We start from the raw sequence: 25,060 nt of genomic DNA on the forward strand, positions 1-25,060 counted from the left end.
GGCCCCGAAATGTCCGACGCCCCAAAGACACCGCTGCTGGACCGGATCGCTGGTCCCGCCGATCTGCGCCACCTGTCCGACCGCGATCTGCGGCAGGTCGCGGATGAACTGCGTTCGGAAACCATCCACGCGGTATCGCGCACCGGTGGGCACCTTGGGGCCGGACTGGGCGTGGTAGAGTTAACGGTCGCCCTGCACGCCGTGTTCGACACCCCGCGCGACAAGCTGATCTGGGACGTGTCGCACCAGTGCTATCCACACAAGATCCTGACTGGACGGCGCGCCCGGATGGACAGCCTTCGCCAGAAAGACGGGCTGTCGGGCTTCACCAAGCGGACCGAGAGCGATTACGACCCCTTCGGTGCGGCCCATGCATCTACGTCGATCTCCGCCGCCCTGGGTTTTGCCATAGGGCGAGAACTGGGCGCGCCGGGCAATGGGGATGCCATCGCCGTGATTGGGGATGGTGCCTTGACCGGGGGCATGGCGTTCGAGGCGCTGAACCACGCGGGCCACCTGAAAAAACGCTTGATCGTCATCCTGAACGACAATGAGATGTCCATCGCCCCGCCCGTCGGCGCGCTCTCCGGCTACCTGTCACGGCTTTACGCGGGCAAACCGTTTCACGAGTTGAAGGCCGCCGCCAAGGGGGCCATCGGCTTCCTTCCCCCGCCGTTTCAGGAAGGGGCTCGGCGCGCCAAGGAGATGCTCAAGGGCATGACCGTCGGCGGAACCCTGTTCGAGGAGTTGGGCTTCAGCTACGTCGGCCCAATCGACGGGCACGACATGGAGACACTTCTGGGCGTGCTGCGCGCGGTCAAATCGCGGGCTGACGGCCCAATTCTGATCCACGCGATAACCAAGAAGGGCAAAGGCTTCCGCCCCGCCGAAAGCGCCCGCGACGGCGGTCATGCGACAGCCCGGTTCGACGTGGCAACCGGCGCACAATCCAAGACCCTGTCGAACGCGCCAAGCTATACCAAGGTCTTCGCCGAAAGCCTGCTGCAGGAAGCGGCGGCAGATGACCGTATCTGTGCCGTGACGGCGGCGATGCCCGACGGAACCGGCCTGAACCTGTTTGCCGAACGCTTTCCGGCACGGTGCTTCGACGTGGGCATCGCCGAGCAGCACGGCGTGACCTTCTGCGCGGGCCTTGCCGCGTCGGGGATGAAGCCATTCTGCACCATCTATTCGACCTTTCTGCAACGCGGCTATGACCAGATCGTCCACGACGTCGCCTTGCAAAAGCTCCCTGTGCGCTTCGCGATCGACCGCGCAGGGCTGGTGGGGGCCGATGGCCCGACACATGCAGGATCTTTCGACATCGCGTTTCTGTCCAACCTGCCCGGCATGGTGGTCATGGCCGCCGCCGACGAGGCGGAGTTACGGCACATGGTGGCGACGGCCGCTGCCCATGACGACGGCCCCATCGCGTTCCGCTTTCCCCGCGGCGAAGGTGTGGGCGTGGAGATGCCGGAGCGTGGTAAGCCACTGGAGATCGGTAAGGGGCGCATGATCCACGAGGGCAAAGGCGTCGCGCTTTTGTCATTCGGCGCGCGCCTCGCCGAAGTGGAGGCCGCGCGTGAAAGGCTGATGGCGCGGGGCATTACGCCGACCGTCGCCGATGCCCGTTTCTCCAAGCCGCTGGACCGCGACCTCATACTGGGCCTTGCCCTTAGGCACGACGCACTGATCACCATCGAGGAGGGTGCGGTCGGCGGTTTCGGCAGCCAGGTCGCGCAATTGTTGTCGGACGAGGGCGCATTCGACACCGGGCTCAAATTTCGGTCGATGACCCTGCCGGACGCATTCATCGATCAAGCCGGACCTGCCCAAATGTACGCGGATGCCAAGCTCAACGCAGGAGACATCGAGGCGAAGGTGCTCGACGTTCTGGGAATCGACGTCCTCGAAAAGCGCGCCTGACCGGCCCCGACGTCCCAAGAAACCGATCCGCCCGTCCGGCTACGAAGACCGTCGTGCATTGAAGGTGTTGCACTGAGGACTGTGCGCCAACGACAAAGGGCAGACCGAGGCCTGCCCTTTGAATTGGGAGGTCGTACCGTTTAGCCCGGAACGCGGACCAGCGTCGTCGAGGACGACGAGGAGTCAGAGACAACCGCGAAGAGAACGCCGCCGATCAAGACAGTCATGCCGACGGTCAGGGGCGTTGCACCGGCGAGAATGGCCTGCGTCGACTTTTCGGTCTCCAGGCGAACGGCCTGATCGGCGGTGGCAGCCAGCGGCACGGCGACCATGACGGCGGCGGCGGACAGCGCGAAAATTTTGCTCATGAGAAACTCCTTTGGTGCAATATAACTTCGCTATTCCACCTGATCTCCCCGATCAAGCAATTGATGCGATATTGATATATTAGAGCGGCTTATGAGCAACGCAAACTCACATCTGTCTCAACCATGAGCGATCAGAAAACGGAAATTACAATCCCGCATCGCAACCTGTTTGTCATTCCGTCAGGCGTGTAATTTCGAACGTGCCGATTTCAGGGCTGATGCGCTCATTGCTTTTGCGAACCCTACCATCACGCTCCACCCAGTACCGGTTGACGAAATCGCCGCCGCCGTCACGGCAATCCTCTTCGAAAACGCGGGTCTGCTTGATCTTGCCATAGATATTCAGGGGCTCCTGCCCGACAAGGCGGACCGTGCAGATCATCTCGCGCACTTCGATGATACCCTCGGCCGTGAGATAACGGTTTACCCGAAGCGCATCAGTCGCGCCATTCGACTCGAATGCTGCATCGAGCGCATCGACGTCGGCCGTGTAAAGATCGTGGCCAAACCCGCGCGTGCCGACGACAATGCCGTCCCGCCGCAGAATGCCGCGATAATCCCCCGCCCGCCATTGCACAGTGCCGCGGTTTGCCGTCTGCGGGATCACGGTGAACCCCTGATCCTGATCAAGGGACACCACCAGAAGCGCGGAGGTGTCGGACCGTTCAATCAGCGCCGGAGTCAGGATGTCACGGGCATCGGACGGCTCCGCCCGTGCGCCGGGCTTGAAGGTCTGGACGGCGGCCTTGGAGACCAGCAACAGCGGGTTCTTGTCAGCCTGATTTCCGCAGGCCGCGAGGGCCAGAAGGAGTGTAAACGCCCCCGCGATGCGTCCGAATTTCATGGTCATCTCCAGAATCGCCCCCAGTTTTCGGTCAGCTTGGGCGAGGACTGATCGCGCACCATCGGATAAAGCCGGTTGCCGAGGTTCAACCGTGCCCCGCCATCCCGCAGAATCGGCTGGATCAGCAGCTTTGAAGAGGCCTGTGTCTGGGTGCCCAATATCCAGCTGAAAGGGACCCCGATCCGGATACCGCGGTCGAAGCTGCCTTCGCCGAACTGCTCGGAAGTGATGTTCGTCTTGGTTGCGTAGGCGCTGACGGACCAGCCGTTGGAAAACTCGCGCGTCAGTTCATACGTGGCCCCCTTGTCGCCCGCCAGGTACTGGCCGACATCAAGCTTGCTGTGAAAACCGTTGCCGTGGTTCAAATAGCCGGTCACGAAGGCCGTCGTCGCGTCCAGATCCTGAAATCCGAACCGCATGTCGAAGTCGCGCTGGCGCACGCGGTTGACCTCAAGGCCGATGGCCAACGGTGCGCGCTCCCGCTTCCAGAGCAATTCTCCCGAAACGCCGCCGTATTGCTGCTCCAACAGGCCGCCAGACACGCGCGCGTAAAGGTTGCGACCGGGACGCCAGAGATAGTTCGCGGTGGCATGGGAAATGAAGGGGCCGTCGGTCTTGGCGAAAAGGTTTGAATCCGTCCGAACGCGTGCCAGTTGCGAAATGGAAGTCCGGGTGGATTCGTCACGGTTGCCGACAAGGCGTCGTCGGACGGCCCCTTCAAAGAGCAGGCCTTGAACCGGTTCGTACGCTGCATACGCCTGCGCGCCGAGATCGAACCGGGCCGGATTGTCGGGGTCGAAAGCGCTCAGCGAGACATAGGGCCCCAGGCTCCAACGGAATCGCGGGAACGCGTCTGGTTCGGTGAACAGGCCGGTCCGGTCCAGCGTTGCCGCATCGATCATGCCGGCCACGGCCAGAACTTCATCGGTGCCGTCAGGCGCATTTTCCAGCGCCTCAAGGTCGCTGCGCCGCAGAACGACGGCGGTGCCGGCAATCCCCAGGTCGTTAAGCGGGACCAGGACGATCGTCTCGACCGACGCGGGCAGGGCTGCGGTCGCATGCCGGGCGGCCCGCCCGATCGCCTGCGCACTGGTGGTGAAGCGACCATTGCGGAAATGGATTTCGGCGCGGTCGCCCTCGATCTTGGTGGCGACGACTTCCAGATCCTCACCGCCCAGATCGGCAACCAAATTGGCACGCGCCACAGGCGCGGTGATCCCATCCTGCGTCCATGCCGTGTCCCAGACCCGCGGGTTCAGGTCGCGGGCGGGGCGCAGGGTCACGGGGCGGGCCTGCGGATCGATACCCGAGCCAAAGGCTCCTTTCTTGAGGTTTAGCGCGAATTGCAGCGTCAGCCCGACCTCGCTGCCGTGCAGCAGATGGCCGCCGACCCGCAAGCCTGGGCGCAGCGCGTAGTCCAGACCGAAGTTCAAGGGCGTCTTGATGTCGATGACGCCCTTCTGGACCTCCTCGACATAGGCGTCAGAGGAATATTCCGCCTTGAGGGTCAGGCGGTCAGACCATTCGTACTGCACCCCGCCGAATAGCGCGGCATCGCCCCGGAACAGCTGGCTGGACTGCAATGTCCCCCCCGTGCCGATCACAAGGTTCGGTCGGGAATCGAACCGATCGCTGATAGCACTCAGCGGATTGCTGAACCCGCCGCGCGTGCCCAACCGGCCCCAGCCGATGCCGCCAGTGACGGTGAAATCCCCGAAGCTCTTGGTGGCCACGATGTATTCCGCGGCGTAGATGCTTGTGCCGCCGAGGTCCTGAAGGCCGAGAACAACCGACGGCAGGTTGTGCCTTTCCTTCAGGAGCTGGAGCCGCAAGTCGAAGCTTCGATCATAGGTTCGGGAAAGCTGCGGACTGCCGTCAGGCAAAAAATTTGGAAGCGTCGCATAGCGGAACACGGCCTGAACCCGCGGCAACAGCTGAAACGCGATCTGTCCCCGGCCCGACCGGTTCGACAAGATTGTCACCGATGTCGTCAATTCGGCATCGGGCTGCATCTGCGCGCTTGGCAGATCGATAAGACCAGAAACTCCGTAAGAGTTTATCGACCTGACTTGCTGAGCCGATACGCCGGTGGCAACCAGCACGGCGGAGACGAATGCGGCTGCTGCGATCCGGAACGTCATCTTGTCTCCTCGCGTGGATCTACGGAGCGGTACATGCCCTCAAAGCCGTTATTCAAGAAAGGGATGCATCAAATTTTACCCGTTCCCGGATCAACCGTCTTGGAGTTGCAACTTCGGCGGGCTACCTCGCTCGGACGGGACGCCCGGACCGGACTTCCTGAATGAATACCGCCGCCACCCTACCCTCGGGTCTTGCCGTGACCGGATCGACCGGGCGGATCGGGCGGATGCTCGGGCGGGTCTGGCAGGGAAGTGATACGGCTTGGCTGAAACGCTCAGATCGGATCGCCGACCGTTTAGACGATCGGCGCTGTCTTGTCGCGCTGGCCGGGGTGACGCGCGGGGACGACACGGCTTTGGCAGGAAATTCGGACAGCGCACTTCGGGCACTGTCCGCTGCCGAACAAGCGGGCGTGGCGCGCGTGCTCATCTTCTCCTCGGCTGCCATTTACGGACGCGCCGACGGCCCGCTGACCGAGGCGCAGGCCCCGACGCCCATCTCTGCGTATGGTATGGCAAAGGCACGAATGGAAGATACCGTTCGGGCCTGGGCCGACGCCCGCCCAGCGGGACCGGAGGTGGTGATTCTGCGCCTTGGAAATGTGGCCGGGGCCGACGCCCTATTGTCCAGGACGGACGCGACGGCACCCGCTCTGGACATCTTCGCCGACGGGCGCAGTTGCCGGCGTAGCTATATGGGTCCGGCCACGTTGGCCCAGACGTTGGCGGCCCTCGGGCGGCACCCGGACCGCCTGCCCCCAATCCTGAACATCTCCACGCCACGGACCGTGGAGATGGCTGCGCTCCTCAATACCGAAGGTCGCGCGTGGGTTGCAAGGCGACCGCGTCCCGATGCGATCCCCGAAGTCCGGCTGAACACATCGCTTTTGCAGGATATCATCCCCTTGGACCAAGGATCAGCAGACCCGGCCCGGATCGTCCGCGAATGGCGGGAGGTTTGCGGATGACGCGCGGAAAGCGTCTGTTCGATATTCTCTTCTCGATCTACCTGATGATCTTCCTCACCCCGGTCATCCTGGTCATCACGTGGAAGATCTGGCGACAGGGCGACGGGCCGATCTTCTATGGGTCCGAACGGATGAAGACGCCGACCAAGGCGTTCACCCTGTGGAAGTTCCGCACGATGGCCAGCGACCCTGACGACACAGGCGTAACCGGCGGCGACAAGGCGAACCGCATCACGCCACTGGGACATGCCCTGCGCCGCCGCCGGCTGGACGAGTTGCCTCAGCTTTGGAACATCCTGAGGGGCGACGTCAGCTTCGTCGGCCCACGCCCACCCCTGCGGCGCTATGTCGAGATGTTTCCCGACCTTTACGCCGACATTCTGAAATCGCGGCCAGGTGTCACCGGTTTGGCCAGCCTGATCTACGCCCCGCATGAAGGCCGCATTCTGGCCAAAGCACGCACCCCCAAGAAAACGGAGGAGGTCTACGCCGGTGTCTGCATTCCGCGCAAAGCCACGCTGGATCTGCTCTATCAGCGGCATCGCACCTTCTGGATGGACGTGAAGCTGATCAGCTGGACAACGGCCAAGTTCTTCCCGAAACGCATCCGCCCAAGGCGTAAGGGCCGTTGGGTCTGATTGGTGATTGGCAAGTCCCGGCACCCGCCGGACACTGCATGCAGTTCATTACTTGATGTCTTCCAGTCGCTTCTCGATCGCAGCCAGCTTGGCCAGAACGTCATCCCGATAGGCGTCGGTCGCGGCATTGGTTTCCTCGGCATGGGCATCCTGCATTGAGTTCACGACCAAGCCCACCAACAGGTTCACCACCGCGAAGGTCGTCACCAGGATGAACGGCAGGAAGAACGCCCAAGCGTAGGGGTAAACCTCCATCACCGGGCGGACGATGCCCATGGACCAGGATTCCAGAGTCATGATCTGAAACAGCGTGTAACCTGAATTGGGCAGCGTGCCGAACCATTCCGGGAAAGCATGGCCGAACAACGTCGTCGCCATGACCGCCCCGATGTAGAAGATGATACCCATCAAAACGAACACGCTCGCCATTCCGGGCAACGCGGTGATCAGCCCCTCGACCACGCGGCGCAGGCGCGGAAACACCGACACGATCCGCAGAACACGCAGAATCCGCAGCGCGCGAAGCACGCTGAAGCTGCCGGAACCCGGGATGAGCGCGACACCGACGATCACCGTGTCAAAAAGGTTCCAGCCATCGCGCCAGAACCGCCGGCCCTTTGCGACCATCTTGGCCAGCAACTCGGCCACGAAAACCATGAGGCAGGCCGCATCGAGTATCAGGATCAGCGGACCGGCGGCCTCCATCGCGGCGGGCACTGTCTCCAGCCCCAGAAGGACCGCGTTGAACAGGATCACAGCGGTGATCGCCTGCATTACGATGGGGCGTTCGAGAAACGCCCCGAGGCGGGCACGGAATGTGGTCATGGTTCAGGTCCGATGAAAAGCTGCGACAAGTTCCACATGGGGGGACCAGCGGAACTGATCAACGATTGTCACCGGCCCCATTTTCCACCCTGCCTGCCTGAGCGTCGCGGCATCGCGGGCAAAGGTACCCGGGTTGCAGCTGACGAAGGCGATGGTGCGCAGGCTCGGGGCATTGACCAACTGCTCCACCTGCGCCTGCGCTCCGGCACGGGGCGGGTCGATCACGACGGCGTCGAATTTGGTCAGATCCTCGGGCAGTATCGGGTTGCGGAACAGGTCGCGCACCTCGGTCGTGATCGCCTTGAGTCCGGTGGCGTATCGGATGCCCTGATCCAGCGCCTCAATCAGCGGACGGTCGCCTTCCACCGCGTGTACGGGCGCAAATTCCGCCACCGGAAAGGTAAAGGTGCCGCAGCCCGCGAACAGGTCGACCACCCTGGTTGCCCCTTTCAGGATGTCGGTGACGCGCGCGGTTAGCGCAGCCTGCCCAGCCTCGGTCGCTTGCAGGAAGGCACCCGGCGGGGGGGTGACGCGGGCTGCTCCCATGGCGATATGCGGCGGCGTCTGTTGCAGCGCCGCCTCTCCATTCCAGGTGATGCGCGCGAAATGTTGCCCCAGCGAGGCCAGACCCAGCATCGCCTGTCGATCGAAAGGTTTGGCCCCCTCGATCGACAGGTCGATACCGGTCAGGGTGTTCGTGACATGCAGCGTCACCTCGGCCCCACGGGTCGCGGCCAAACGCGTGATCTGCTCCAGCACCGGAATCGCGGCGATCAGCGCCGGGTTCAGCAGTTTGCAGTCGGGAATCTCCACCACATCAGAGCCATGCGCGACGTGAAACCCGACCTGCGCCCCCTTCTTTGTCTTCAGCCCGGCCAATGCGGCGCGACGGCGGGAATTCGGAGGGGAGGTTTCGACCCCGGTGATTTCCGGCTCAATCCCGGCACGGCCCAGCGTGTCGCGAACAATCCCCGCTTTCCAGTCGGCCACAAACGCGTCTGATGCATGTTGCAGATTGCATCCACCGCAACGCTTGTAATGGCGACAGGGAGCCGCGACCCGGTCAGTAGAAGGCGTAACGATCCGCGGCGACAGGATACGGTCGCCCGAGACGTCGCCCGACACCTCCTCCCCTGGCAAGGTCCGCGCCGCGAAGAGCGGGCCATTCGGCCCCTGGGCCATGCCGTCGCCGTGGTGGCCGAGGCGAGTGATCTGGTGTGTTTCGGTCATATTGGGGCCTTATCACTGCCCTTCGATCTCGAACAGACAGCGTGGCCCTGTCATTCGTCAATTTGTCCCGGGGCAGCGAAGCAGGATGCTACGGCCTTTGATCGCCTACGGATTCACCCTTGCCGCATGGATGCTTATCGGTCCCGCTGCCCGGACCCCGGCCAGTCCGCGGGCGTGGTACATAGCCTTTCGCTGCTCCGGATCTGACCGCGCCGGTGCAGGTGCCCGAAATTTCTGGGCTGCGTTATCTCTTTTTGCGTTGAACATGATGCTGGTGGCGCTCGTCCCTCACGTCGAGGAGAGCCCTCGCCTGATCGTTTCGCTGCGGATCTATACGCCGGGGGACGTTGCGTCCTTCGCGATGGGGGGCGCTACCCTGACACGGGGGTGCCGCGCAGTGTTTCCCAGGACTCATTCCAGACGCTTCGGTCGTTTTAATAAACGCGTAGCCGAAGGGATGGAGGCGATTTGCGCGAGACATCGTCACTGGCCCGATCTCGGCCGGGAAATCGATGACTGCCATGGCGTAGGCCCCCGGCGGACGTCTTTGTCCCGTTCGGGCCGCTGTTTACGATCGACGGGGCCCACCTGATCTCCGGGATCTCCACCCATGCGCCGACCTACTCGGCCGCCACATCCTCGACCCCGATGAACCCGCCCGACTGACGGTCCCAGTATCGGGCGTAGGTGCCTTTGCCGGCCAGCAGCTCCGCGTGTGTCCCCTGCTCCACGATGCGACCGTCCTCCAGCACGATGATCCGGTCCATGCGCGCGATGGTGGACAGACGGTGCGCGATGGCGATGACGGTCTTGTTCTCCATCACGCGGTCGAGGGCGGCCTGAATCGCAGCCTCCACTTCCGAATCCAGCGCCGACGTCGCCTCGTCTAGTACCAGCACCGGCGCGTCCTTGAGGATGGCGCGGGCCAGCGCGATGCGTTGCCTTTGTCCGCCCGACAGTTTCACGCCGCGCTCGCCCAAGTAGGCATCGTAGCCCGTATTGCCACGATGGTCGCGCAGCCCCAGGATGAAGTCATGCGCCTCCGCCCGGCGGGCGGCGTCCTCCACCTCGGCCTGCGTGGCGTCGGGGCGACCATACAGGATGTTGTCCCGTGCGGTGCGGTTGAACATTGCCGTTTCCTGCGTGACCATGCCGATCTGCTTGCGCAGACTGTCTTGCGTGATGTCACGGATGTCGCGTCCGTCCAGCAGCACGCGCCCCGTGTCCGCATCGTAGAGCCTTAGGATCAGGGCAACCAGTGTCGACTTGCCAGCACCCGAAGCGCCGACGACGCCCAACTTCTCACCCGGATTCAGCGTTAGCGTCAGGTCCCGGATTCCGCCCTCTTCCCGCCCATAGGCGAAGGTCACATCCTCCACCGACAGCGCCCCTTCGGCGCGCCCGACATCCACGGCACCCGGCCTATCAGTCAGGGTCCAACGCGGGGTCAACGTATTCATGCCGTCTTCGACCTCGCCCACGTTGGCGTACATCCCCATAAGGGTGAAACTGACCCAGCCCGACATCTGCGACAGCCGGATGGCGATTGCCCCGGCCGTGGCAATCTCGCCCGGCGTGGCCTGTCCGCTGCGCCACAGCAGGATCGCCCCACCGATCAGCAAGACCGGCAGCAAACCGGCCAGCGCCATAAGCGTGAAGCGGAAGCCGGTGGACATGCGCCCGAAACCGATGGCCTTGCCGCGCAGGTTGCCCATCGCGTCCAGCGCCGCGCGATCCTCGTGATCGCCATGACCGAAGAGCTTGACCGTCTTGATATTGGTGATCGTATCCACAACTTGACCGGTGACCATGGCACGGGCGGCGGCGCGCTCCTTGGATCGTGCGCGGATGCGCGGCATGAACCAGCGGAACATGAACGCATAGCCGACGATCCATAGCGTCAGCGCAAGCGCGATGCGCCAGTCGATCGCGATCAGCAGGACGGCCGAGCCGATGACCGACGACAAGGTGAAGGCTACGACGTTGATCGTCTCGGACGTCACTTCGGTGACGGCCCGTGCGGTCTGCATCTGCTTGGTGGCGATGCGGCCCGCGAAATCGTTGTCGAAGAAAGTGACCGCCTGTCCCATGGTCCAGCGGTGTAGGCGTGACTGTACAAGCGGGTAGACCGAGGGCGTGACCGTCAGCCCGTTCATCGCCGCCGAAGCCCCGAAGATCACGGGTCGCAGGACAAGGTAGAACCCGACGAACAGCACCAGCAGGACAGCGTTGCGTGTGAAATATTCATCCGTCCCCGCGACCGCGCTGTCGATGACCGCCCCCAGCAGGAACGCCGTGATGATCTCGGTCACTCCGGCCAGGGCCGATATGGCGAAAGCCAACCCAATCACTGGCCAGGCCCCCGCAAGGCACCAACGAAAGAACGGCCAAAGGTCGGTCGGCGGAGGGCCGTCGGCATGGGCAAAGGGTTCGATCCGGTCGCCGAACCATGTCAGAATACGATTGATCATTCCGCCGCCGCCCCATCGGCAACATCCGTGTTGATGAAGCCGCCGGATTGCCGCGCCCAAAACTGGGCGTAAAGCCCCCCTTGGGCAAGCAATTCGTCGTGCGTCGCCTCCTCGATGATCGTCCCCTCGTCGATGACGAGGATACGATCCATCGCCGCGATGGTGGACAGGCGATGCGCGATGGCAATGACGGTCTTGCCCTCCATCATGCCATACAAGGTGTCCTGTATTGCCGCCTCCACCTCCGAGTCGAGGGCCGAGGTCGCCTCGTCCAGCACCAGGACAGGTGCGTCCTTGAGGATGACGCGGGCCAGCGCGATACGCTGTCTTTGTCCGCCGGACAGCTTCACGCCCCGTTCGCCCACATGCGCGTCATAGCCGGCGCGTCCCTCGGGGTCGGCAAGATCCAGGATGAAATCATGCGCCTGCGCCTTCTCGGCCGCCGCGCGCACCTGACTATCCGTGGCATCGGCGCGCCCATACCGGATATTGTCAGCAACCGAGCGATGCAGCAGCGAACTGTCCTGCTGCACCATTCCGATGGCATGGCGAAGCGAATCCTGCGTGATGCCGGTGATATCCTGCCCGTCGATGGCGATGTGTCCCTGCTCCGGGTCGTAGAACCGCAAAAGCAGTTTGACCAAGGTCGACTTGCCCGCGCCGGAACGCCCGATCAGACCGACCTTTTCGCCCGGTTTGATATGCACGGTCAGGTCGGTCACGCCCCCCTTGCCCCCGCCGTAGTGATGCGTGACGTGATCGAAGGAAATCGCGCCGTCCTTCAGGGAAAGCGCCCGCGCGTCCGGCGCGTCGGTCAGGTGGATGGGCTGGGCGATCGTCTCCATCCCCTCCTCCACCACGCCCAGATTGCGGAAGAACGACGTCAGCGCCCACATGATCCAGCCGGTCATCCCGTTCAATCGCAGGACCAGCGCCGTTGCCGCAGCGACCACGCCCACGGTCGAAACGCCCGACACCCAAAGCCAGATACCCCAGCCGACCACGCCGACGATGAGCAGCCCGTTCAACGTGACCAGCGCGATGTCCATGATCGAGAAGATCCGCATCTCCCGCTGGAAGGTGGTGCGGGTCTGTTCGATGGCATCGCGGGCATAGTCCAACTCCTTGCCCTCATGGGCGAAGAGCTTGACCGAATGAATGTTGGAATAGGCATCGACCACGCGCCCCGTCGTCATGGAACGCGCGTCGCTGCTTGCCTTGGACGCGGGACCGACGCGCTGGACCGTCCAGCGTACAAGGAAGCCGTAAAGCACGAACCACCCAAGAAGTGGCAGGACCAGCCGCGGATCAGCACCCCAGAGGAGGACAGCCGCACCGATCAGATATGCCAGTGCGAACGCGATGGCATCGAAGACCTGGAACACGGCTTCGCCTGCGGCGGGCGGGGCCTGCATAATTCGATTGGCGATGCGGCCCGCGAAATCGTTTTCGAACCAGCCGACGGATTGGCGCAGCACATGGTTGTGCGCCCGCCACCGCATCAACGTGCCGTAGTTCGGCAAGATCGCCTGATTGAGAAGAAGGGTGTTGATGGCCTGCAACGCGGGACGAAGGAACAGGATGAACACCGCAACAAAGGTCAGTTCCAGCCCATGTTCGGCCAGGAACGTCGCGGGCGTGCTGTCCGACAGAATGTCGACCAGGCGGCCCATATAATAGATCAGCCATACCTCCACGATCGCCACGACCACGGCCACGACGCCGGTCACGCCGAAAACCCGCGCGAAAGGGCGGGAATAGTCCTTGAGGAACGGCCAGAGCCGGGAGGGGGGCGTGTCGGCCCCCGCGTGCGGCACGTAGGGGTCGACCAGGTTTTCGAAGAAGCGAAACATGTCAGGGGCTTTCGTCTATCCCCCCAACATAGTCCCCTAGGCGGCGAAAACCATAAGGCCGGAGCCTGCAAGCGCAATTGCCATCACGGTGGTAAAGATCCGCCACGCCAGCGGAGTCTTCAAAAGATAGGCCAAAAGCGTGCCCGCGAAGGTCCAGAACAGGCAGACGAACAAGTTGATGCCGCTGAAGGCCGACCCGATCCGCAGTGCCTCGAAATGCGCGGGCAGCGCGCTGGCGTAGCCCGAGGAGGCGGCAAGCGCTATGATCCATATCTTGGGGTTCACCCACTGGAACAGCACGGCCTCGATCAAGGTGAACGGCCGGTCCCGCCCCTGCGCTTGCGGACCGCTGGCCGAACGGAAGAGTTTCCATGCCATCCAGAGAATCCAGGCAACCGCGATGATCTGAAGCGCCAGCTTCAGCGCCGGAATCGCCAGCAGGAGGGCACCGATTCCCAGCGCCGTCAGCCCTGCGGTGATGCCCACGCCAACCGCCACGCCCACCACATGCGGCAAGGTCGGGCGAAACCCGAAACGCGCACCCGAAGCCGTAAGCAGGATGACATTCGGGCCGGGTGTGAACAGGCCAAAAAACACGAAAAGGTAGAGAGGATCGATCAAGTTCGGGCCGCCGCGATGAGGTCGGGTTTGGATATATCGCCTTTGCGGTCGCGCCAAAGAACGCGCGCGCGTGCCAGCCCTTGCCCCAAGGCGGGACCTTCAAGCTCGGGCATCAGATCTGCCGCCACAAGCGGAAAGGCTTGGTCCGCGCCGCGCCGCGCCTCGGCCAGATCAACCTCGGACGCTGGCTGGCCGAGCAATGCCGCGCGGATGTGCAGCGCGTCGATCGCACGCGCGCCCAGCATGTCGCCAAGCGCAAAGGGCGCGGTGGCGTCACGGGCGGATCGGGTCAGGGCCTCCAACGTTCTTGTTTCTGCCTTCGACAGGCGCAGACCCGTCGCATTGCCCCCCAGCAGGGCCAGCCGCGCAATCCAGTCTGCATCGGGGGCAAGATGGATCAGCACCGCAAGGGTCTTGGCATCACTGCCCGGAAGAACACGGGCCAATATGCCGGTCTGCGCCATCGCAGACACGACCGGGGCCGGGTCGGGGGCGGCCAACAGCTTGCGCAACTCGGTTCCGATGCGTTCGGCGCTGATCCTGTCGAGGCCTTCGGCATGCTCGGCGCAGGCCGCCAGCCCCTCCGCATCCAGGCCCAGTTCGGGATCGCCGTACCACGCCGTGAAGCGGAAAAAGCGCAGGATGCGCAGATAGTCCTCAATGATACGCTCGGCCGGATCGCGAATGAAGCGCACATGACCCGCCCTCAGGTCGGACAGGCCATCGAGGGGGTCGACGACCGTGCCGTCAGCCTTGGCATAAAGCGCATTCATCGTGAAATCACGCCGCGACGCGTCCTCGGCGATGTCGGTCGAAAAGGCGACGGTGGCGCGCCGTCCATCGGTATCGACGTCACGGCGAAAGGTCGTGATTTCATGGGGGAGCCCGCCCGAAATCACGGTGACAGTGCCATGATCGATACCAGTTGGGACGACCTTCAGGCCCGCGGCCTGCGCCAACTCAACCACACGTTCGGGAATCGCATCGCTGGCAATGTCGATGTCGCTGACCGGCGCGCCGATCAATGCGTTGCGCACGCAGCCGCCGACCGCCAGCGCCCTCTGGCCCCCACCGCTCAGCATCGAAAAGACCGCCTGTGTCTCGGGCGCGGTCAGCCAGTCATCCGTCAGTCGCATCGATCCGGTCCGCCAATCCCCGCAAAATCCGGGCCGTCGCGCCCCAGATATAATATGGACCATAGGGCACCGCGTAATACCTACGCCACTCCCCCCGCCAGCGCCGCTTCTCGATCACGAAATTCGCGGGCGACAGGACGTGCGACAAAGGTACGGTGAAGACCTCCTCGACCTCGCCCGGCTCGGGCACGGGATCGAAGGCGGCGACATGCGCGAGGACGGGCGTGACGGTGAAACCGGTCACGGTCTCGTGGCTGGGCAACGGTCCGATGATGCAAGCCGCGGCACGTGGCAGCCCGACTTCCTCGTGCGCTTCACGCAAGGCGGCGTCGGTCGCGGTCTCCCCCGGTTCATGTTTGCCCCCAGGAAAGGCGATCTGGCCGGGATGATGGCGCAGCCGACTGCTTCGCTTGGTCAGCATCAGGCGCAGACCCTTCGGCGTTTCGACAAAAGGCACCAGAACGGCCGCATCGCGTAAAACGCGCCGGCCGGGCAGGATCACGTCCGGATTGAGGTCGAAATCCGAGGAGGCCGCGCCGGGTTTTTCCAGCGCGGCCCTGAGATGGTCAGGCGTCATCGGGTTCTTTCGTCGCTTCGAACCCCAATGTCTGGGGGTCGAAAACGTAATGCGCACTGCAGAACTGGCAGTCGGCGGTCACCGTGCCTTTCTCGGTCGTCATATGGGCGATGTCCTTTGCCGAGTATATCGACAGAGATTGGCGCACCTTGTCCGCCGAACACGAGCAGCCGAACCGGATCGGCTGACTCTCGAAGACGCGGGGGCCTTCTTCGTGGAACAGCCGTACCAAAAGGTCGGCCGGCGACAAAGTCGGCCCGATCAACTCCATCTCGTCCGTCGTATCCAGCAAGATGTTCGCGCGGTTCCAGTGTTCTTCGGCGTCATCGTCCAGAATGTCCGAGGCCGTCAACAAGCCACCGTCGCCCGACCCGCCCTCGCCTTTCGCGAAAGGGCTGGCCTTGGGCATGTGTTGCAGCATCACGCCACCGGCGCGCCATTGCTCCTCCTGCCCAGGCAGGGTGGAACGACCATAGGCCAGTGCGAACCGCGTCGGTATCTGCTCCGACTGGGCGAAATAGGTCTGCGCACATGTCGACAGGCTGCCCCCCGCGAGAGGGGTGATCCCCTGATAGGGGGCCATGTCCGGCCCCTGATCGATCAGGATGGCGAAATATCCACTTCCCACCAATTCGAACGGATTCGTGTTGGCCAATGTCATCTCGTCCAGACGGTCAGGGTCAAAACTTGCCCAGGCACGGATGCGCGCGGGCTGCCCATCATCAGTCGGTCCGTAGTAATCGGTCGCCAGCAATCGCGCAGGACCATCACCACGCACCTGCAACGACAGCTTCCAGCGCAGTTTGATCGTCTGACCGATCAGCGCCGTCAAAAGCGCCATCTCAGCCACCAGCGCTTCGATCGCGGGCGGGTAGTCGTGCTGACGCAGAACATCCTCCAACACGCCATCCAGACGCGCGATACGGCCCCGGATGTCCGAGGTATCAAGCTGAAAGGGCAGGACGGTATCGTCCCACAAAAGAGTGGTGGCGTCGGTCATGGCGGACCTCCTCGGATATGTCCGGGCATACAAAAGGCGGCTTTCCCCGCTGACCCGGCGCTGGCATTGAAGCGTGTCATATAGGGACAGCAACGGCAGGACCAACCCCATGCGCAACATAGCCGGCCTTCCGCGAACAGGCCGCCCCGCGAAGCCCGACGTGGCCTACAGGATGCGGCCCGGAGCCTATGCAGTGCTGATTCGGGGACGCGACATTTTGTTGACGCGGCAGATCACCGACGACATCGACGAGCTGCAACTTCCGGGCGGAGGGATCGATCCGGGCGAATCGCCCCTCCCCGCCCTGATCCGGGAGCTGCGCGAGGAGACCGGTTACACCGCAACGATTCGGCGGCGTATTGGGGGGTATCGCGACTTCACCTACATGTTGGAGTACGGATTCCACGCCCAAAAAATCTGTCACGTCTACCTTGGTCAGCCTGGCCTGCGTCTTGGTGCACCCAAGGAGTCCGGGCATTGCGCCGTCTGGATGCCGATAACCGAAGCCGCACAGGCCCTCGCCAGTTGCGGCAGCCGCCAGATCCTGAAGGCCCTTCTGCGCCGGGCCTAGGCGGCGGCCATTCCCCGCGCGGGGGCACATGCACCACCGTAGCGGAACAACAGCATGGAGATATCGTCCTCGAATTCGGCAATGCCGGAGTGCGCACGAAGGGCGGCCTCGATCGCGGTGACGGCCTGATCGGTGTCTGCGGGTATCTTGGCAAGCAGGTCCATCAGACCCTCCTCCTCCAACATGTCGCCCCATGTGTTGGCACATTCGGTCAGACCATCGGAATAGGTCAGCAAAGCATCGCCGGGCTTCAATTGAATGGTGCTGCAATCGAAGGTCATGTCGGGCAGCAATCCGACAGGTGGCCCCCCTTGGCCCAGACGCTCGACCGACCCATCAATCCGTCGCACCAGCGGATGCGGGTGACCGGCCTGGCAGAACAGAACCTCACCCGTGCTGGTATCGACATAGGCCAGCACGGCCGTGAAATAGATGTCGGTTTCCATCTCGCTCAGCATCAAATCGTTAAGGCGCTTCATGACCTGGTCAGGACGATGTACGTCTTTCTGATTGGACCGGAACGCGATGTTCGCGCGTCGCGACTTCCACGAGAAGAGCGCGGACAATCGCCCCGTCAGCAGCGCGGATGCCACCCCGTGCCCCGATACATCGATGGAATAGAGCCCGATGCGTGTCGCCGAAATCTGAAAGTACCCGACCAGATCGCCGCCGATATGCCCTGACGTCACCAACCGGAGCGACAGGTCCGAGTCGCCGAAGCGGTGGGTACCGGGCGGGATGAATGCCCGCTGCAGCTTGCGCGCCTCGACCAGATCCTGGTCCATCTCGTCATGGAGAGCGCGAAGTTCACTCAGGGTCGAATGAACCTCGTGATTGCGGTGCTGCAACGCCTCCTGCATGCCAAGGATGCGCCGCCCGGTGTTGATACGTGCCCGCAATTCAGCCAAATCCAGTGGTCGGGCGACGAAATCGTCGGCCCCCGCCTCCAGCCCGACGGCTTTTCGAGTGCGGTCCGTCTCGGACGCCATCAGGATCACATAGGCATAGTCATCGCGAGCCAACTGTCGAAACGCGCGGCAGAAATCGGGGCCGTCCATCCCTGGCATCTGCCAGTCAGTCAGGATCATTCCGATCGGATTTTCCGTGTCCGACATGCACAGGAACAGCGCCTGCGCCGCATCGGGTACAGTCACCACGTCCAAATCCATGCGTGACAGCAGCGAGCAGAGCAGCTGACGCTGCGTAGCACTGTCATCGACGACCAGAACACGCAGTTTATCCTGCGAGGGCGGCGGCGCGGTGGGAGCGTTCGGAAACGTCATCAGTCCTTGGGCGTCTGCTTCACCCCGATGTTGCACGGCCAGACCTTAAAAATAGATGAAGCGGAAAATTGAACGGTTCTGCGTTGGCTGCATAAAGTGATGGTTAGGTTATGCCGGTCAAAATAGCCTGATGATCGACAGATCCCGCATTGAAGAGCTTCAACAAGAAATCGGCACCGATGACTTGTCGTTCATCGTATCCGTCTATCTGGACGAGGCGCGCACCACGCTCGACCAAATGGCTCAGGGTCTGTCTGCTGAAGACTATGCGCGGGCCGCCCACTTTCTACGCAGCGGCGCGCTCAATATTGGATTAAGCGGAATCGCCGTTCTGGCAGCCCAGATGGTGAGCGAAATCGCAGCGAATCTTTACATCGCCCAGCCAATAAGCGCGGTACGGCTGGGCGAGGTATTGGACCAGACAATGGCGGAGCTAGAGGCCATCTCGGCGGTCGCATGATCCAATCGCCGGCCCGCCCCTGCGGTCAGATGACGAGTTCACCCAGAAGCGGATCTTCCGTCAGGTCGCGCGCGGCCAGGCCCTCGGCGGCCATTCGATGCTCCAGACGGGCGAAAGAATCGGGCGTCGTGCTTTCGATCCCGATCAGGACACTGCCGAAATTGCGTGCGGATTTCTTGAGATATTCAAACCGCGCGATGTCGTCGTCCGGCCCCAGAATATCAAGAAAATCGCGCAAGGCACCGGGTCGCTGAGGCATCCGAATGACGTAATACTTCTTCAGCCCCGCAAAACGCATCGCGCGTTCCTTCACGTCCGGCAGGCGCTCGAAATCGAAATTGCCGCCGGTGGCAACACAAACGACGCGCCGCCCCTCGATCTCGGGGCCAAGGTCGCGCAGGGCATCAATGGACATGGCACCCGCAGGCTCCAGCACAATACCCTCGACGTTCAGCAACTCCTGAATTGTGATACAGATCCGGTTCTCGGGCACCCGCAGTACATGCTGAGGGGGCACCTGCCGCAGGACGTCGAAATTCCGCTGCCCGATGCGTGCGACCGCCGCGCCATCGACAAAACTGTCCAGCTTGTCGATGGTCACCGGCCGGCCCGCCGCCAGCGCGGCCGTCAGGCTCGCCCCACCGACCGGCTCGACATATCGAATATCGGGCACAACGCCCTTGGCACGAAAGTACGCCAGCATTCCCGACGACAATCCCCCGCCGCCGACGGGCATCACGATCAGGTCCGGCGGCGCGCCCATCTGTTCGAGGATTTCCACCGCGACGGAGCCTTGCCCCTCGATCACGTCATCGTCGTCGAAGGGCGACAGAAAATGCGCGTCCGTTTCGGCGCAGAACTCCTGCGCGGCAGAGAGCGTCGCGTCAAAGAAGTCACCGGTCAGACGAACCTCCACCCGATCACCACCAAAAAGCTTGGTCTTCTCGATCTTCTGGCCCGGCGTCGTGACCGGCATGAAGATCACACCATCGACCCCAAGGTGCCGGCACATCCAGGCGACGCCCTGCGCGTGGTTGCCCGCGCTGGCACAGGCGACGCGCCCACCGGACAGCTTGCGCATGGAATTGAATGCACCGCGCAGCTTGTAGGAGCGCACGGGTGTCAGGTCTTCGCGCTTGAGCCAGATATCGGCGTTGAACCGGTCCGACAGGTAGTCGTTGCGCGCCAACGGCGTCGGCGGGAAGACATCACGCATCGCGACCGCCGCCGCCTCGGCGCGGGAGGCGAAATCAGTCAAGGGGACGTCCCTCAACCAAATGGCCATAAAGCGCAGTCAGCGTGCCGACGCCCAACATCAGGCCGATCCAGCCGGTGACGAACTGATAGAGGGTCGAGATGATCACGTTCGTCTCCTCGATCAGCAGCGGCAGGCGCAGCAGCAGGGTGACACCCACCGTCAGCAGGGCCAGCACGATGATCGTCTGTGCCTGTCCCTTGGTGGCAATCAGCGCCTCGCCCATCTTCATCGGCTTACCGGCTGCCCCCGCCGGCAAGATTACACCAATGCGGTAGAACACCAAGCAAGCGGCAAAGAATCCGCCAACGGCCGGAATGGCCTGAACCGACTCGCCAAAAAGCGGCACCAAAAGAACGACCAGCATGGTGATGACCGCGATCGCCGCCAGAAGCGCCATCAGAAAGGTCAGCAGCGTCCGCCCGAAATACCCCAGCATCAAGTTCCCGTTCAGACGCGGAACCCAGCCGCCGCTTTGCTCACCCAGCAGGGCGAAGCGATGCCAGCCGACGGAAATCCACAAGCTTGCGAGAACACCGACCAGAAGCGACCCCATAGTGCCCAGCACGAAACCGGGCGGCGGCGGATTTTCCGGATCGAGGGGAACGCCGACCCATTCGGGGTAACTCAACGCGACCCACAACCCAGCCCCAACGGCGAGGGCATAGGGTACCAGCGACACTTTCATCGCCGCCATCAGGTTGTCGGTAATCAGCGTTAGCGCGCGGACAAACAGCTTCCAGCCCAGCATTTCATCCTCCGGGATTAGGTCCGGATAGCCCTATGCTCCCGGCGGTTGCCCCGTCAATGACCCCACCCTGCGGCTTGCGGGCGCGCGGGCTTTGTCCTACCCCGCTGACAACCAAAGACGCGGAGACACCGATGGACGCCCCCAAGAAAGTCGTGCTGGCCTATTCCGGCGGCCTCGATACTTCGATCATCCTTAAATGGCTGCAAACCGAATACGGTTGCGAGGTGGTGACGTTCACCGCCGACCTCGGTCAGGGCGAGGAGCTGGAGCCGGCCCGCGCGAAGGCCGAGATGATGGGGGCCTCCTCGATCCACATCGAAGACCTGCGTGAGGAGTTCGTACGCGACTTCGTATTCCCGATGTTCCGCGCCAACGCGCTGTACGAAGGGTTGTACCTGCTGGGTACGTCGATTGCGCGGCCGCTGATCTCTAAGCGATTGGTCGAAATCGCCGCCGCCGAAGGAGCCGACGCCGTTGCCCACGGTGCAACCGGCAAAGGCAACGACCAGGTCCGGTTCGAATTGGCCGCCTATGCCCTCAACCCCGACATCAAGGTGATCGCACCCTGGCGGGAATGGGATCTGACCAGCCGGACGAAGCTGCTGGAATTTGCGGAGAAGAACCAGATTCCCGTCGCCAAGGACAAACGTGGCGAGGCCCCGTTCAGCGTCGACGCGAACCTTCTTCACACCTCGTCGGAAGGCAAGGTTCTGGAAGATCCGTCGCAGGAGGCACCCGATTACGTGTTGCAGCGCACCACCAAACCCGAAGACGCGCCGGACACACCCGAGATGGTCGAGGTCACCTTCGAAAGGGGTGACGCCGTGGCGATCAACGGCGAAGCCATGTCGCCCGCCGCGATCCTGACCAAGCTGAACGAGCTGGGCGGCAAGCACGGATGCGGCATTCTCGACCTGGTGGAAAACCGCTTCGTCGGCATGAAGTCCCGCGGCATCTATGAGACACCCGGCGGCGCGCTCCTGTTGGAAGCGCATCGCGGGATCGAGCAGATTACGCTGGATTCCGGCGCGGGGCACCTCAAGGACAGCATCATGCCGCGCTATGCGGAGCTGATCTACAATGGCTTCTGGTTCTCGCCCGAGCGGGAAATGATGCAGGCCCTCATCGACAAGAGCCAGGAGCATGTGACGGGCACCGTGCGCCTGAAGCTGTACAAGGGCAGCGCACGCACCGTTGCCCGCTGGTCGGACCATTCGCTCTATTCCGAAGCCCACGTCACCTTCGAAGACGACGCCGGTGCCTACGATCAGCGTGACGCCAAAGGTTTCATTCACCTAAACGCACTGCGCCTGAAGCTGGTGGCGAACCGGAACAAGAGGGTGAAGGGCTGAACATCGGCCGGATCCTTCTGACCGGTGCGATCGGCATCGGCGGCGTGATCATATTCAGGGCAGCGGGTCTTCCGCTGCCCTTTCTCTTGGGACCGATGATCGCGTGCCTGGTCTGCGCCCTGGCCGGGGTCAAATTGGCCAGTTGGTCCCCGCTGACGAACACGATGCGCACGATCCTGGGCGTCGCCGTGGGGGCAAGTTTCACCCCCGCCATCGTCAGCCAGATGGGTGAAATGCTGGCGTCGCTCGCGCTGGTGCCGGTGTTCCTGCTGATCTGCGGGGTGCTGGGTTATCCTTTCTTGCGACGGGTGGCGGGCTTTGACAAGGCGACGGCTTTCTATGCCGCCATGCCCGGCGGATTGCAGGACATGCTGCTGTTCGGCGAGGAGTCGGGCGGCGACCCACGGGCCCTGTCCCTGCTGCATGCAACGCGTATTCTTCTGATCGTCTCGATCCTTCCGGTATTGCTCTGGCTTGTCTGGGATATCGACCTGACCCTGCCGCCCGGTGCCCCGCTTTCCGGCGTGCCCGTGTTGGAATTAGCGGCCATGGCCGTCGCTGGCCTTGCCGGCTGGGGGATCGCCAAGCGCGTGGGTCTGATCGGTGCGTCCTTGCTGGGGCCCCTTATCCTGTCGGCGGTGCTGGCGTTTTCCGGTGTCATCACCCAGCGTCCGCCGGCCGAGGCGATCCAGTTGGCGCAGTTCTTCATCGGGCTGGTGGTCGGCGTGAAATACACAGGCATCACCCTGACCGAAATCCGCCGCATCCTGACCGCCGGGCTGGGCCACGGACTGGTCCTTGGAGCGGTGACATTCGTGTTCGCGGAACTGGCACTGCACCTGGGCCTTGCTCCGCCATTGGAGGCAATCCTGGCCTTCGCACCGGGCGGCCAGGCCGAAATGGCAGTCCTGGCGATCGTTGCGGGGGCCGACGTGGCCTATGTGATCGCGCACCATGTGCTGCGCATTGTCCTCGTCATCACCTGCGCGCCACTGGTGTTCCGCATCCTGCGCTGACGCACATGACGACATCGTGACGGAACCCTTCCGCGACCTCTCGGTTTCATCCAGTGAAACAGGAGACTCCGATGAAGTACCTTTCCATTGCTGCAGCCCTGACGATGCTTGCCCTGCCCGCCCACGCCGATACCGCGCTGGTCGCGGGCGGCTGTTTCTGGTGTGTGGAAGCCGACTTCGAAAGCGTGGAGGGCGTAGGCGACGTAGTTTCCGGCTTCACTGGCGGCACAACAACCACCCCACAATACCGCGCTTCGGGCGACCATATCGAAGCCGTGCGCATTCCCTTCGACGAAAGCGCCATCAGCTATGCCGAAATTCTGGACCTGTATTTCCGCTCTATCGATCCGCTTGATGCAGGTGGTCAGTTTTGCGACCGGGGTTTGGAATACACCACCGCCATCTGGGTCGACGGCCCCGAACAACGCGCAACCGCCGAGGCCGCAAAGGCACGGGCCGAAGCGGAGCTGGGGCAACAGATCGTCACACCCATCCTGAACGCGGACACGTTCTATCCAGTGGGCGACTATCACCAAGACTATTACAAATCTGACGACCGCTTGGCCTTCAGCAGCGTCGGCATCGCCGTTCCCAAGAGGGAGGCCTACAAACGCTACCGCGCAGGCTGCGGTCGCGACGCGCGAGTCCGGGCAATCTGGGGGGACGCCGCGCCATTCGCCAAGTGAACCGGCGGCCCCCATTGTGGGTCGTCCGCCGCTTTTCATCCAAGCCAAGGACTTGGACATCGGCGATGTCGACCTGCCACGCCAGTTCTAGGCCGCGCCACATTGGCCAGCTGGTCAAAGACGGTAACGGTGGTGATTGCCAGTGACCTCCGTCTTTGAGTTCTGGCGTTGTTGCGACCGCTACGCGCCCTGTGCCTGACGGGCATAGTCGTCAGCATCGAACCAACCCCGAGAAGAGATCACCTTAAGGTTGTCGCCAACATCCCACTCTTCCCAGCCGCGGATATTGAGAGGGTTTCCAGTCGACGCATCGTGACCGGTAAAGGTCCAAACAAAAATCACATGGTTCCCGGCGCAGCGCACATCGTCACACGAGAGTGTCAGATCCGGGACATCCGCGTAAAAGCCGGCAGCCATATCTTTGACACGCGACCGTCCGCTCCAAGGGTCGCCGCTGTTGATCGTGATTTCCCCGTCTTCAGCGTAATAAGAGGCAACCGCCTCGGCTGACTTGGAATTCCAGGCGGCGGTGTAATCGGCGGCCATTCTGGCCACGGCTTCCGGGTCAATCATTTCATAGTCTCCCATGTTTCCGTCCACCGAAACCATGTCACATCGTCCCTGTTCTGCAAAAATGATTTGAGAGAGCAATGACCTCCGGTCGGGCAGTGTCGGTGAAAGCCGCGCTGAAAGCCGCGCTCGACCTATCGGAGCCATGTCAGGCGGGTCGCGGCGATCCGGGCGCTGGCACGCTAACGACGTTTCCAGCCGCGTCGCGCGCCCGGCGTCTTGGAATGAAAATCGGCCGGCCGCTTGCGAACCCATTTCACAAATTTCGCAAGTCGCGGGTTGGACCGCAATGCTTCGGGCGTATTCCACAGACGGGCCAGATCCGCCTCGGACGCGGTGGCGTGGATCTCGTTATGGCAGATCTGATGCAACAGAACGGTTGGGCCCCCCTTTCCGCCGCGTAGCTTGGGGATCAGGTGATGCAGGCTTTGCGGTGTGCCCGGCAGGATCGGGCGCTCGCACAGGGCGCAGACGGGCGCGGCGTTATTGGTCTGGTCTGGAACGGGTTCGTCTGACAT

General features: G+C 62.9%; 24 protein-coding genes. 8 read left to right on the forward strand and 16 right to left on the reverse strand.

The genetic code is table 11. The features are described from left to right. The first annotated feature begins 9 nt into the window (after positions 1–9). Positions 10–1,926: a 1-deoxy-D-xylulose-5-phosphate synthase gene (gene dxs, locus BLV27_RS00365; RefSeq protein ID WP_092640587.1), complete on the forward strand. Its 1,917-nt coding sequence runs from the start codon at positions 10–12 to the stop codon at positions 1,924–1,926. A 140-nt stretch (positions 1,927–2,066) separates the two neighbouring features. On the opposite strand, the gene BLV27_RS00370 is transcribed toward dxs, so the two are convergent. The 3 genes from BLV27_RS00370 to BLV27_RS00380 all read right to left on the reverse strand — a co-directional run bounded on the left by BLV27_RS00370 (position 2,067) and on the right by BLV27_RS00380 (position 5,279). Further along, positions 2,067–2,294: a hypothetical protein gene (locus BLV27_RS00370; protein WP_092640590.1), complete on the reverse strand. Its 228-nt coding sequence runs from the start codon at positions 2,292–2,294 to the stop codon at positions 2,067–2,069. Between the two features lie 172 nt (positions 2,295–2,466). Then, the gene (locus BLV27_RS00375; RefSeq protein WP_170831307.1) at positions 2,467–3,138 is read right to left on the reverse strand and encodes a YjbF family lipoprotein; all 672 of its coding nucleotides are present in this window, start codon (positions 3,136–3,138) and stop codon (positions 2,467–2,469) included. A 2-nt stretch (positions 3,139–3,140) separates the two neighbouring features. After that, entirely contained in the window at positions 3,141–5,279 is a 2,139-nt protein-coding gene (locus BLV27_RS00380; RefSeq protein WP_092640597.1) for a YjbH domain-containing protein, read from the reverse strand. A gap of 161 nt (positions 5,280–5,440) precedes the next feature. On the opposite strand from BLV27_RS00380, the gene BLV27_RS00385 reads away from it, so the two are divergent. Beyond that, entirely contained in the window at positions 5,441–6,247 is an 807-nt protein-coding gene (locus BLV27_RS00385; RefSeq protein ID WP_092640600.1) for an NAD-dependent epimerase/dehydratase family protein, read from the forward strand. Then, positions 6,244–6,885: a sugar transferase gene (locus tag BLV27_RS00390; protein WP_092641972.1), complete on the forward strand. Its 642-nt coding sequence runs from the start codon at positions 6,244–6,246 to the stop codon at positions 6,883–6,885. The genes BLV27_RS00385 and BLV27_RS00390 overlap by 4 nt, the downstream gene beginning before the upstream one ends. A 48-nt stretch (positions 6,886–6,933) precedes the next feature. Here BLV27_RS00390 and BLV27_RS00395 read toward each other — a convergent pair whose 3' ends face one another. From BLV27_RS00395 to hslO, 8 genes are all read right to left on the reverse strand, one after another. Beyond that, positions 6,934–7,710, reverse strand: coding sequence for an ion transporter (locus BLV27_RS00395; RefSeq protein WP_092640603.1), 777 nt, complete (start codon positions 7,708–7,710; stop codon positions 6,934–6,936). Between the two features lie 3 nt (positions 7,711–7,713). After that, positions 7,714–8,940: a class I SAM-dependent RNA methyltransferase gene (locus BLV27_RS00400; RefSeq protein ID WP_092640605.1), complete on the reverse strand. Its 1,227-nt coding sequence runs from the start codon at positions 8,938–8,940 to the stop codon at positions 7,714–7,716. A gap of 620 nt (positions 8,941–9,560) precedes the next feature. Next, positions 9,561–11,411 carry an ABC transporter ATP-binding protein gene (locus tag BLV27_RS00405; RefSeq protein ID WP_092640608.1) on the reverse strand — a complete coding sequence of 617 codons (1,851 nt, stop codon included), beginning with the start codon at positions 11,409–11,411 and terminating at the stop codon, positions 9,561–9,563. Beyond that, positions 11,408–13,264 carry an ABC transporter ATP-binding protein gene (locus BLV27_RS00410; protein WP_092640611.1) on the reverse strand — a complete coding sequence of 619 codons (1,857 nt, stop codon included), beginning with the start codon at positions 13,262–13,264 and terminating at the stop codon, positions 11,408–11,410. Before BLV27_RS00410 ends, BLV27_RS00405 begins: the two co-directional genes overlap by 4 nt. A 36-nt stretch (positions 13,265–13,300) precedes the next feature. Beyond that, positions 13,301–13,885, reverse strand: a complete 585-nt coding sequence (locus tag BLV27_RS00415) for a LysE family translocator (RefSeq protein WP_092640614.1) — start codon at positions 13,883–13,885, stop codon at positions 13,301–13,303. Then, positions 13,882–15,021, reverse strand: coding sequence for a CCA tRNA nucleotidyltransferase (locus BLV27_RS00420; protein WP_092640616.1), 1,140 nt, complete (start codon positions 15,019–15,021; stop codon positions 13,882–13,884). The genes BLV27_RS00415 and BLV27_RS00420 overlap by 4 nt, the downstream gene beginning before the upstream one ends. Then, complete coding sequence (locus tag BLV27_RS00425; RefSeq protein WP_092640620.1) at positions 15,005–15,598, reverse strand: CoA pyrophosphatase; 594 nt, start codon at positions 15,596–15,598, stop codon at positions 15,005–15,007. Before BLV27_RS00425 ends, BLV27_RS00420 begins: the two co-directional genes overlap by 17 nt. Next, entirely contained in the window at positions 15,588–16,598 is a 1,011-nt protein-coding gene (hslO, locus tag BLV27_RS00430; RefSeq protein WP_092640623.1) for an Hsp33 family molecular chaperone HslO, read from the reverse strand. The genes BLV27_RS00425 and hslO overlap by 11 nt, the downstream gene beginning before the upstream one ends. 109 nt (positions 16,599–16,707) lie before the next feature. Between hslO and BLV27_RS00435 the strand changes: the two genes are divergently transcribed. Then, positions 16,708–17,169: an NUDIX domain-containing protein gene (locus BLV27_RS00435; RefSeq protein ID WP_092640626.1), complete on the forward strand. Its 462-nt coding sequence runs from the start codon at positions 16,708–16,710 to the stop codon at positions 17,167–17,169. On the opposite strand, the gene BLV27_RS00440 is transcribed toward BLV27_RS00435, so the two are convergent. Next, positions 17,166–18,452, reverse strand: coding sequence for a PP2C family protein-serine/threonine phosphatase (locus tag BLV27_RS00440; RefSeq protein WP_092640630.1), 1,287 nt, complete (start codon positions 18,450–18,452; stop codon positions 17,166–17,168). The genes BLV27_RS00435 and BLV27_RS00440 overlap by 4 nt on opposite strands. A 130-nt stretch (positions 18,453–18,582) precedes the next feature. On the opposite strand from BLV27_RS00440, the gene BLV27_RS00445 reads away from it, so the two are divergent. Then, positions 18,583–18,912: an Hpt domain-containing protein gene (locus BLV27_RS00445; RefSeq protein WP_092640633.1), complete on the forward strand. Its 330-nt coding sequence runs from the start codon at positions 18,583–18,585 to the stop codon at positions 18,910–18,912. A 25-nt stretch (positions 18,913–18,937) separates the two neighbouring features. Here the strand turns inward: BLV27_RS00445 and ilvA are convergent, their stop codons facing one another. Both ilvA and BLV27_RS00455 read right to left on the reverse strand, forming a co-directional pair. Next, on the reverse strand, positions 18,938–20,170 hold the full coding sequence (gene ilvA, locus BLV27_RS00450; protein WP_092640636.1) for a threonine ammonia-lyase IlvA: 1,233 nt from the start codon (positions 20,168–20,170) through the stop codon (positions 18,938–18,940). Then, complete coding sequence (locus tag BLV27_RS00455) at positions 20,163–20,918, reverse strand: hypothetical protein (protein WP_092640639.1); 756 nt, start codon at positions 20,916–20,918, stop codon at positions 20,163–20,165. Before BLV27_RS00455 ends, ilvA begins: the two co-directional genes overlap by 8 nt. Before the next feature lie 131 nt (positions 20,919–21,049). Between BLV27_RS00455 and BLV27_RS00460 the strand changes: the two genes are divergently transcribed. The 3 genes from BLV27_RS00460 (at position 21,050) to msrA (ending at position 23,972) form a co-directional block, all read left to right on the forward strand. Next, complete coding sequence (locus tag BLV27_RS00460) at positions 21,050–22,270, forward strand: argininosuccinate synthase (protein ID WP_092640642.1); 1,221 nt, start codon at positions 21,050–21,052, stop codon at positions 22,268–22,270. Positions 22,271–22,287: 17 nt separating this feature from the next. After that, positions 22,288–23,286 carry an AbrB family transcriptional regulator gene (locus tag BLV27_RS00465; protein WP_342023442.1) on the forward strand — a complete coding sequence of 333 codons (999 nt, stop codon included), beginning with the start codon at positions 22,288–22,290 and terminating at the stop codon, positions 23,284–23,286. A gap of 71 nt (positions 23,287–23,357) precedes the next feature. Then, complete coding sequence (msrA, locus tag BLV27_RS00470) at positions 23,358–23,972, forward strand: peptide-methionine (S)-S-oxide reductase MsrA (protein ID WP_170831308.1); 615 nt, start codon at positions 23,358–23,360, stop codon at positions 23,970–23,972. Between the two features lie 180 nt (positions 23,973–24,152). Here msrA and BLV27_RS00475 read toward each other — a convergent pair whose 3' ends face one another. Then, complete coding sequence (locus BLV27_RS00475; RefSeq protein ID WP_244504489.1) at positions 24,153–24,560, reverse strand: nuclear transport factor 2 family protein; 408 nt, start codon at positions 24,558–24,560, stop codon at positions 24,153–24,155. A gap of 164 nt (positions 24,561–24,724) precedes the next feature. Further along, the gene (locus tag BLV27_RS00480) at positions 24,725–25,060 is read right to left on the reverse strand and encodes an HNH endonuclease family protein (RefSeq protein WP_092640651.1); all 336 of its coding nucleotides are present in this window, start codon (positions 25,058–25,060) and stop codon (positions 24,725–24,727) included.

Source organism: Jannaschia faecimaris (assembly GCF_900107415.1).
GTDB classification, from domain to species: Bacteria; Pseudomonadota; Alphaproteobacteria; order Rhodobacterales; family Rhodobacteraceae; genus Jannaschia; species Jannaschia faecimaris.

Coding starts and splice junctions, on each gene's coding strand:
- dxs (WP_092640587.1), top strand. CDS start 10: ATGTCCGACGCCCCAAAGACACCGCTGCTGGACCGGATCGCTGGTCCC.
- BLV27_RS00370 (WP_092640590.1), bottom strand. CDS start 2,294: ATGAGCAAAATTTTCGCGCTGTCCGCCGCCGCCGTCATGGTCGCCGTG.
- BLV27_RS00375 (WP_170831307.1), bottom strand. CDS start 3,138: ATGAAATTCGGACGCATCGCGGGGGCGTTTACACTCCTTCTGGCCCTC.
- BLV27_RS00380 (WP_092640597.1), bottom strand. CDS start 5,279: ATGACGTTCCGGATCGCAGCAGCCGCATTCGTCTCCGCCGTGCTGGTT.
- BLV27_RS00385 (WP_092640600.1), top strand. CDS start 5,441: ATGAATACCGCCGCCACCCTACCCTCGGGTCTTGCCGTGACCGGATCG.
- BLV27_RS00390 (WP_092641972.1), top strand. CDS start 6,244: ATGACGCGCGGAAAGCGTCTGTTCGATATTCTCTTCTCGATCTACCTG.
- BLV27_RS00395 (WP_092640603.1), bottom strand. CDS start 7,710: ATGACCACATTCCGTGCCCGCCTCGGGGCGTTTCTCGAACGCCCCATC.
- BLV27_RS00400 (WP_092640605.1), bottom strand. CDS start 8,940: ATGACCGAAACACACCAGATCACTCGCCTCGGCCACCACGGCGACGGC.
- BLV27_RS00405 (WP_092640608.1), bottom strand. CDS start 11,411: ATGATCAATCGTATTCTGACATGGTTCGGCGACCGGATCGAACCCTTT.
- BLV27_RS00410 (WP_092640611.1), bottom strand. CDS start 13,264: ATGTTTCGCTTCTTCGAAAACCTGGTCGACCCCTACGTGCCGCACGCG.
- BLV27_RS00420 (WP_092640616.1), bottom strand. CDS start 15,021: ATGCGACTGACGGATGACTGGCTGACCGCGCCCGAGACACAGGCGGTC.
- BLV27_RS00425 (WP_092640620.1), bottom strand. CDS start 15,598: ATGACGCCTGACCATCTCAGGGCCGCGCTGGAAAAACCCGGCGCGGCC.
- hslO (WP_092640623.1), bottom strand. CDS start 16,598: ATGACCGACGCCACCACTCTTTTGTGGGACGATACCGTCCTGCCCTTT.
- BLV27_RS00435 (WP_092640626.1), top strand. CDS start 16,708: ATGCGCAACATAGCCGGCCTTCCGCGAACAGGCCGCCCCGCGAAGCCC.
- BLV27_RS00440 (WP_092640630.1), bottom strand. CDS start 18,452: ATGACGTTTCCGAACGCTCCCACCGCGCCGCCGCCCTCGCAGGATAAA.
- BLV27_RS00445 (WP_092640633.1), top strand. CDS start 18,583: ATGATCGACAGATCCCGCATTGAAGAGCTTCAACAAGAAATCGGCACC.
- BLV27_RS00455 (WP_092640639.1), bottom strand. CDS start 20,918: ATGCTGGGCTGGAAGCTGTTTGTCCGCGCGCTAACGCTGATTACCGAC.
- BLV27_RS00460 (WP_092640642.1), top strand. CDS start 21,050: ATGGACGCCCCCAAGAAAGTCGTGCTGGCCTATTCCGGCGGCCTCGAT.
- msrA (WP_170831308.1), top strand. CDS start 23,358: ATGAAGTACCTTTCCATTGCTGCAGCCCTGACGATGCTTGCCCTGCCC.
- BLV27_RS00475 (WP_244504489.1), bottom strand. CDS start 24,560: ATGGGAGACTATGAAATGATTGACCCGGAAGCCGTGGCCAGAATGGCC.
- BLV27_RS00480 (WP_092640651.1), bottom strand. CDS start 25,060: ATGTCAGACGAACCCGTTCCAGACCAGACCAATAACGCCGCGCCCGTC.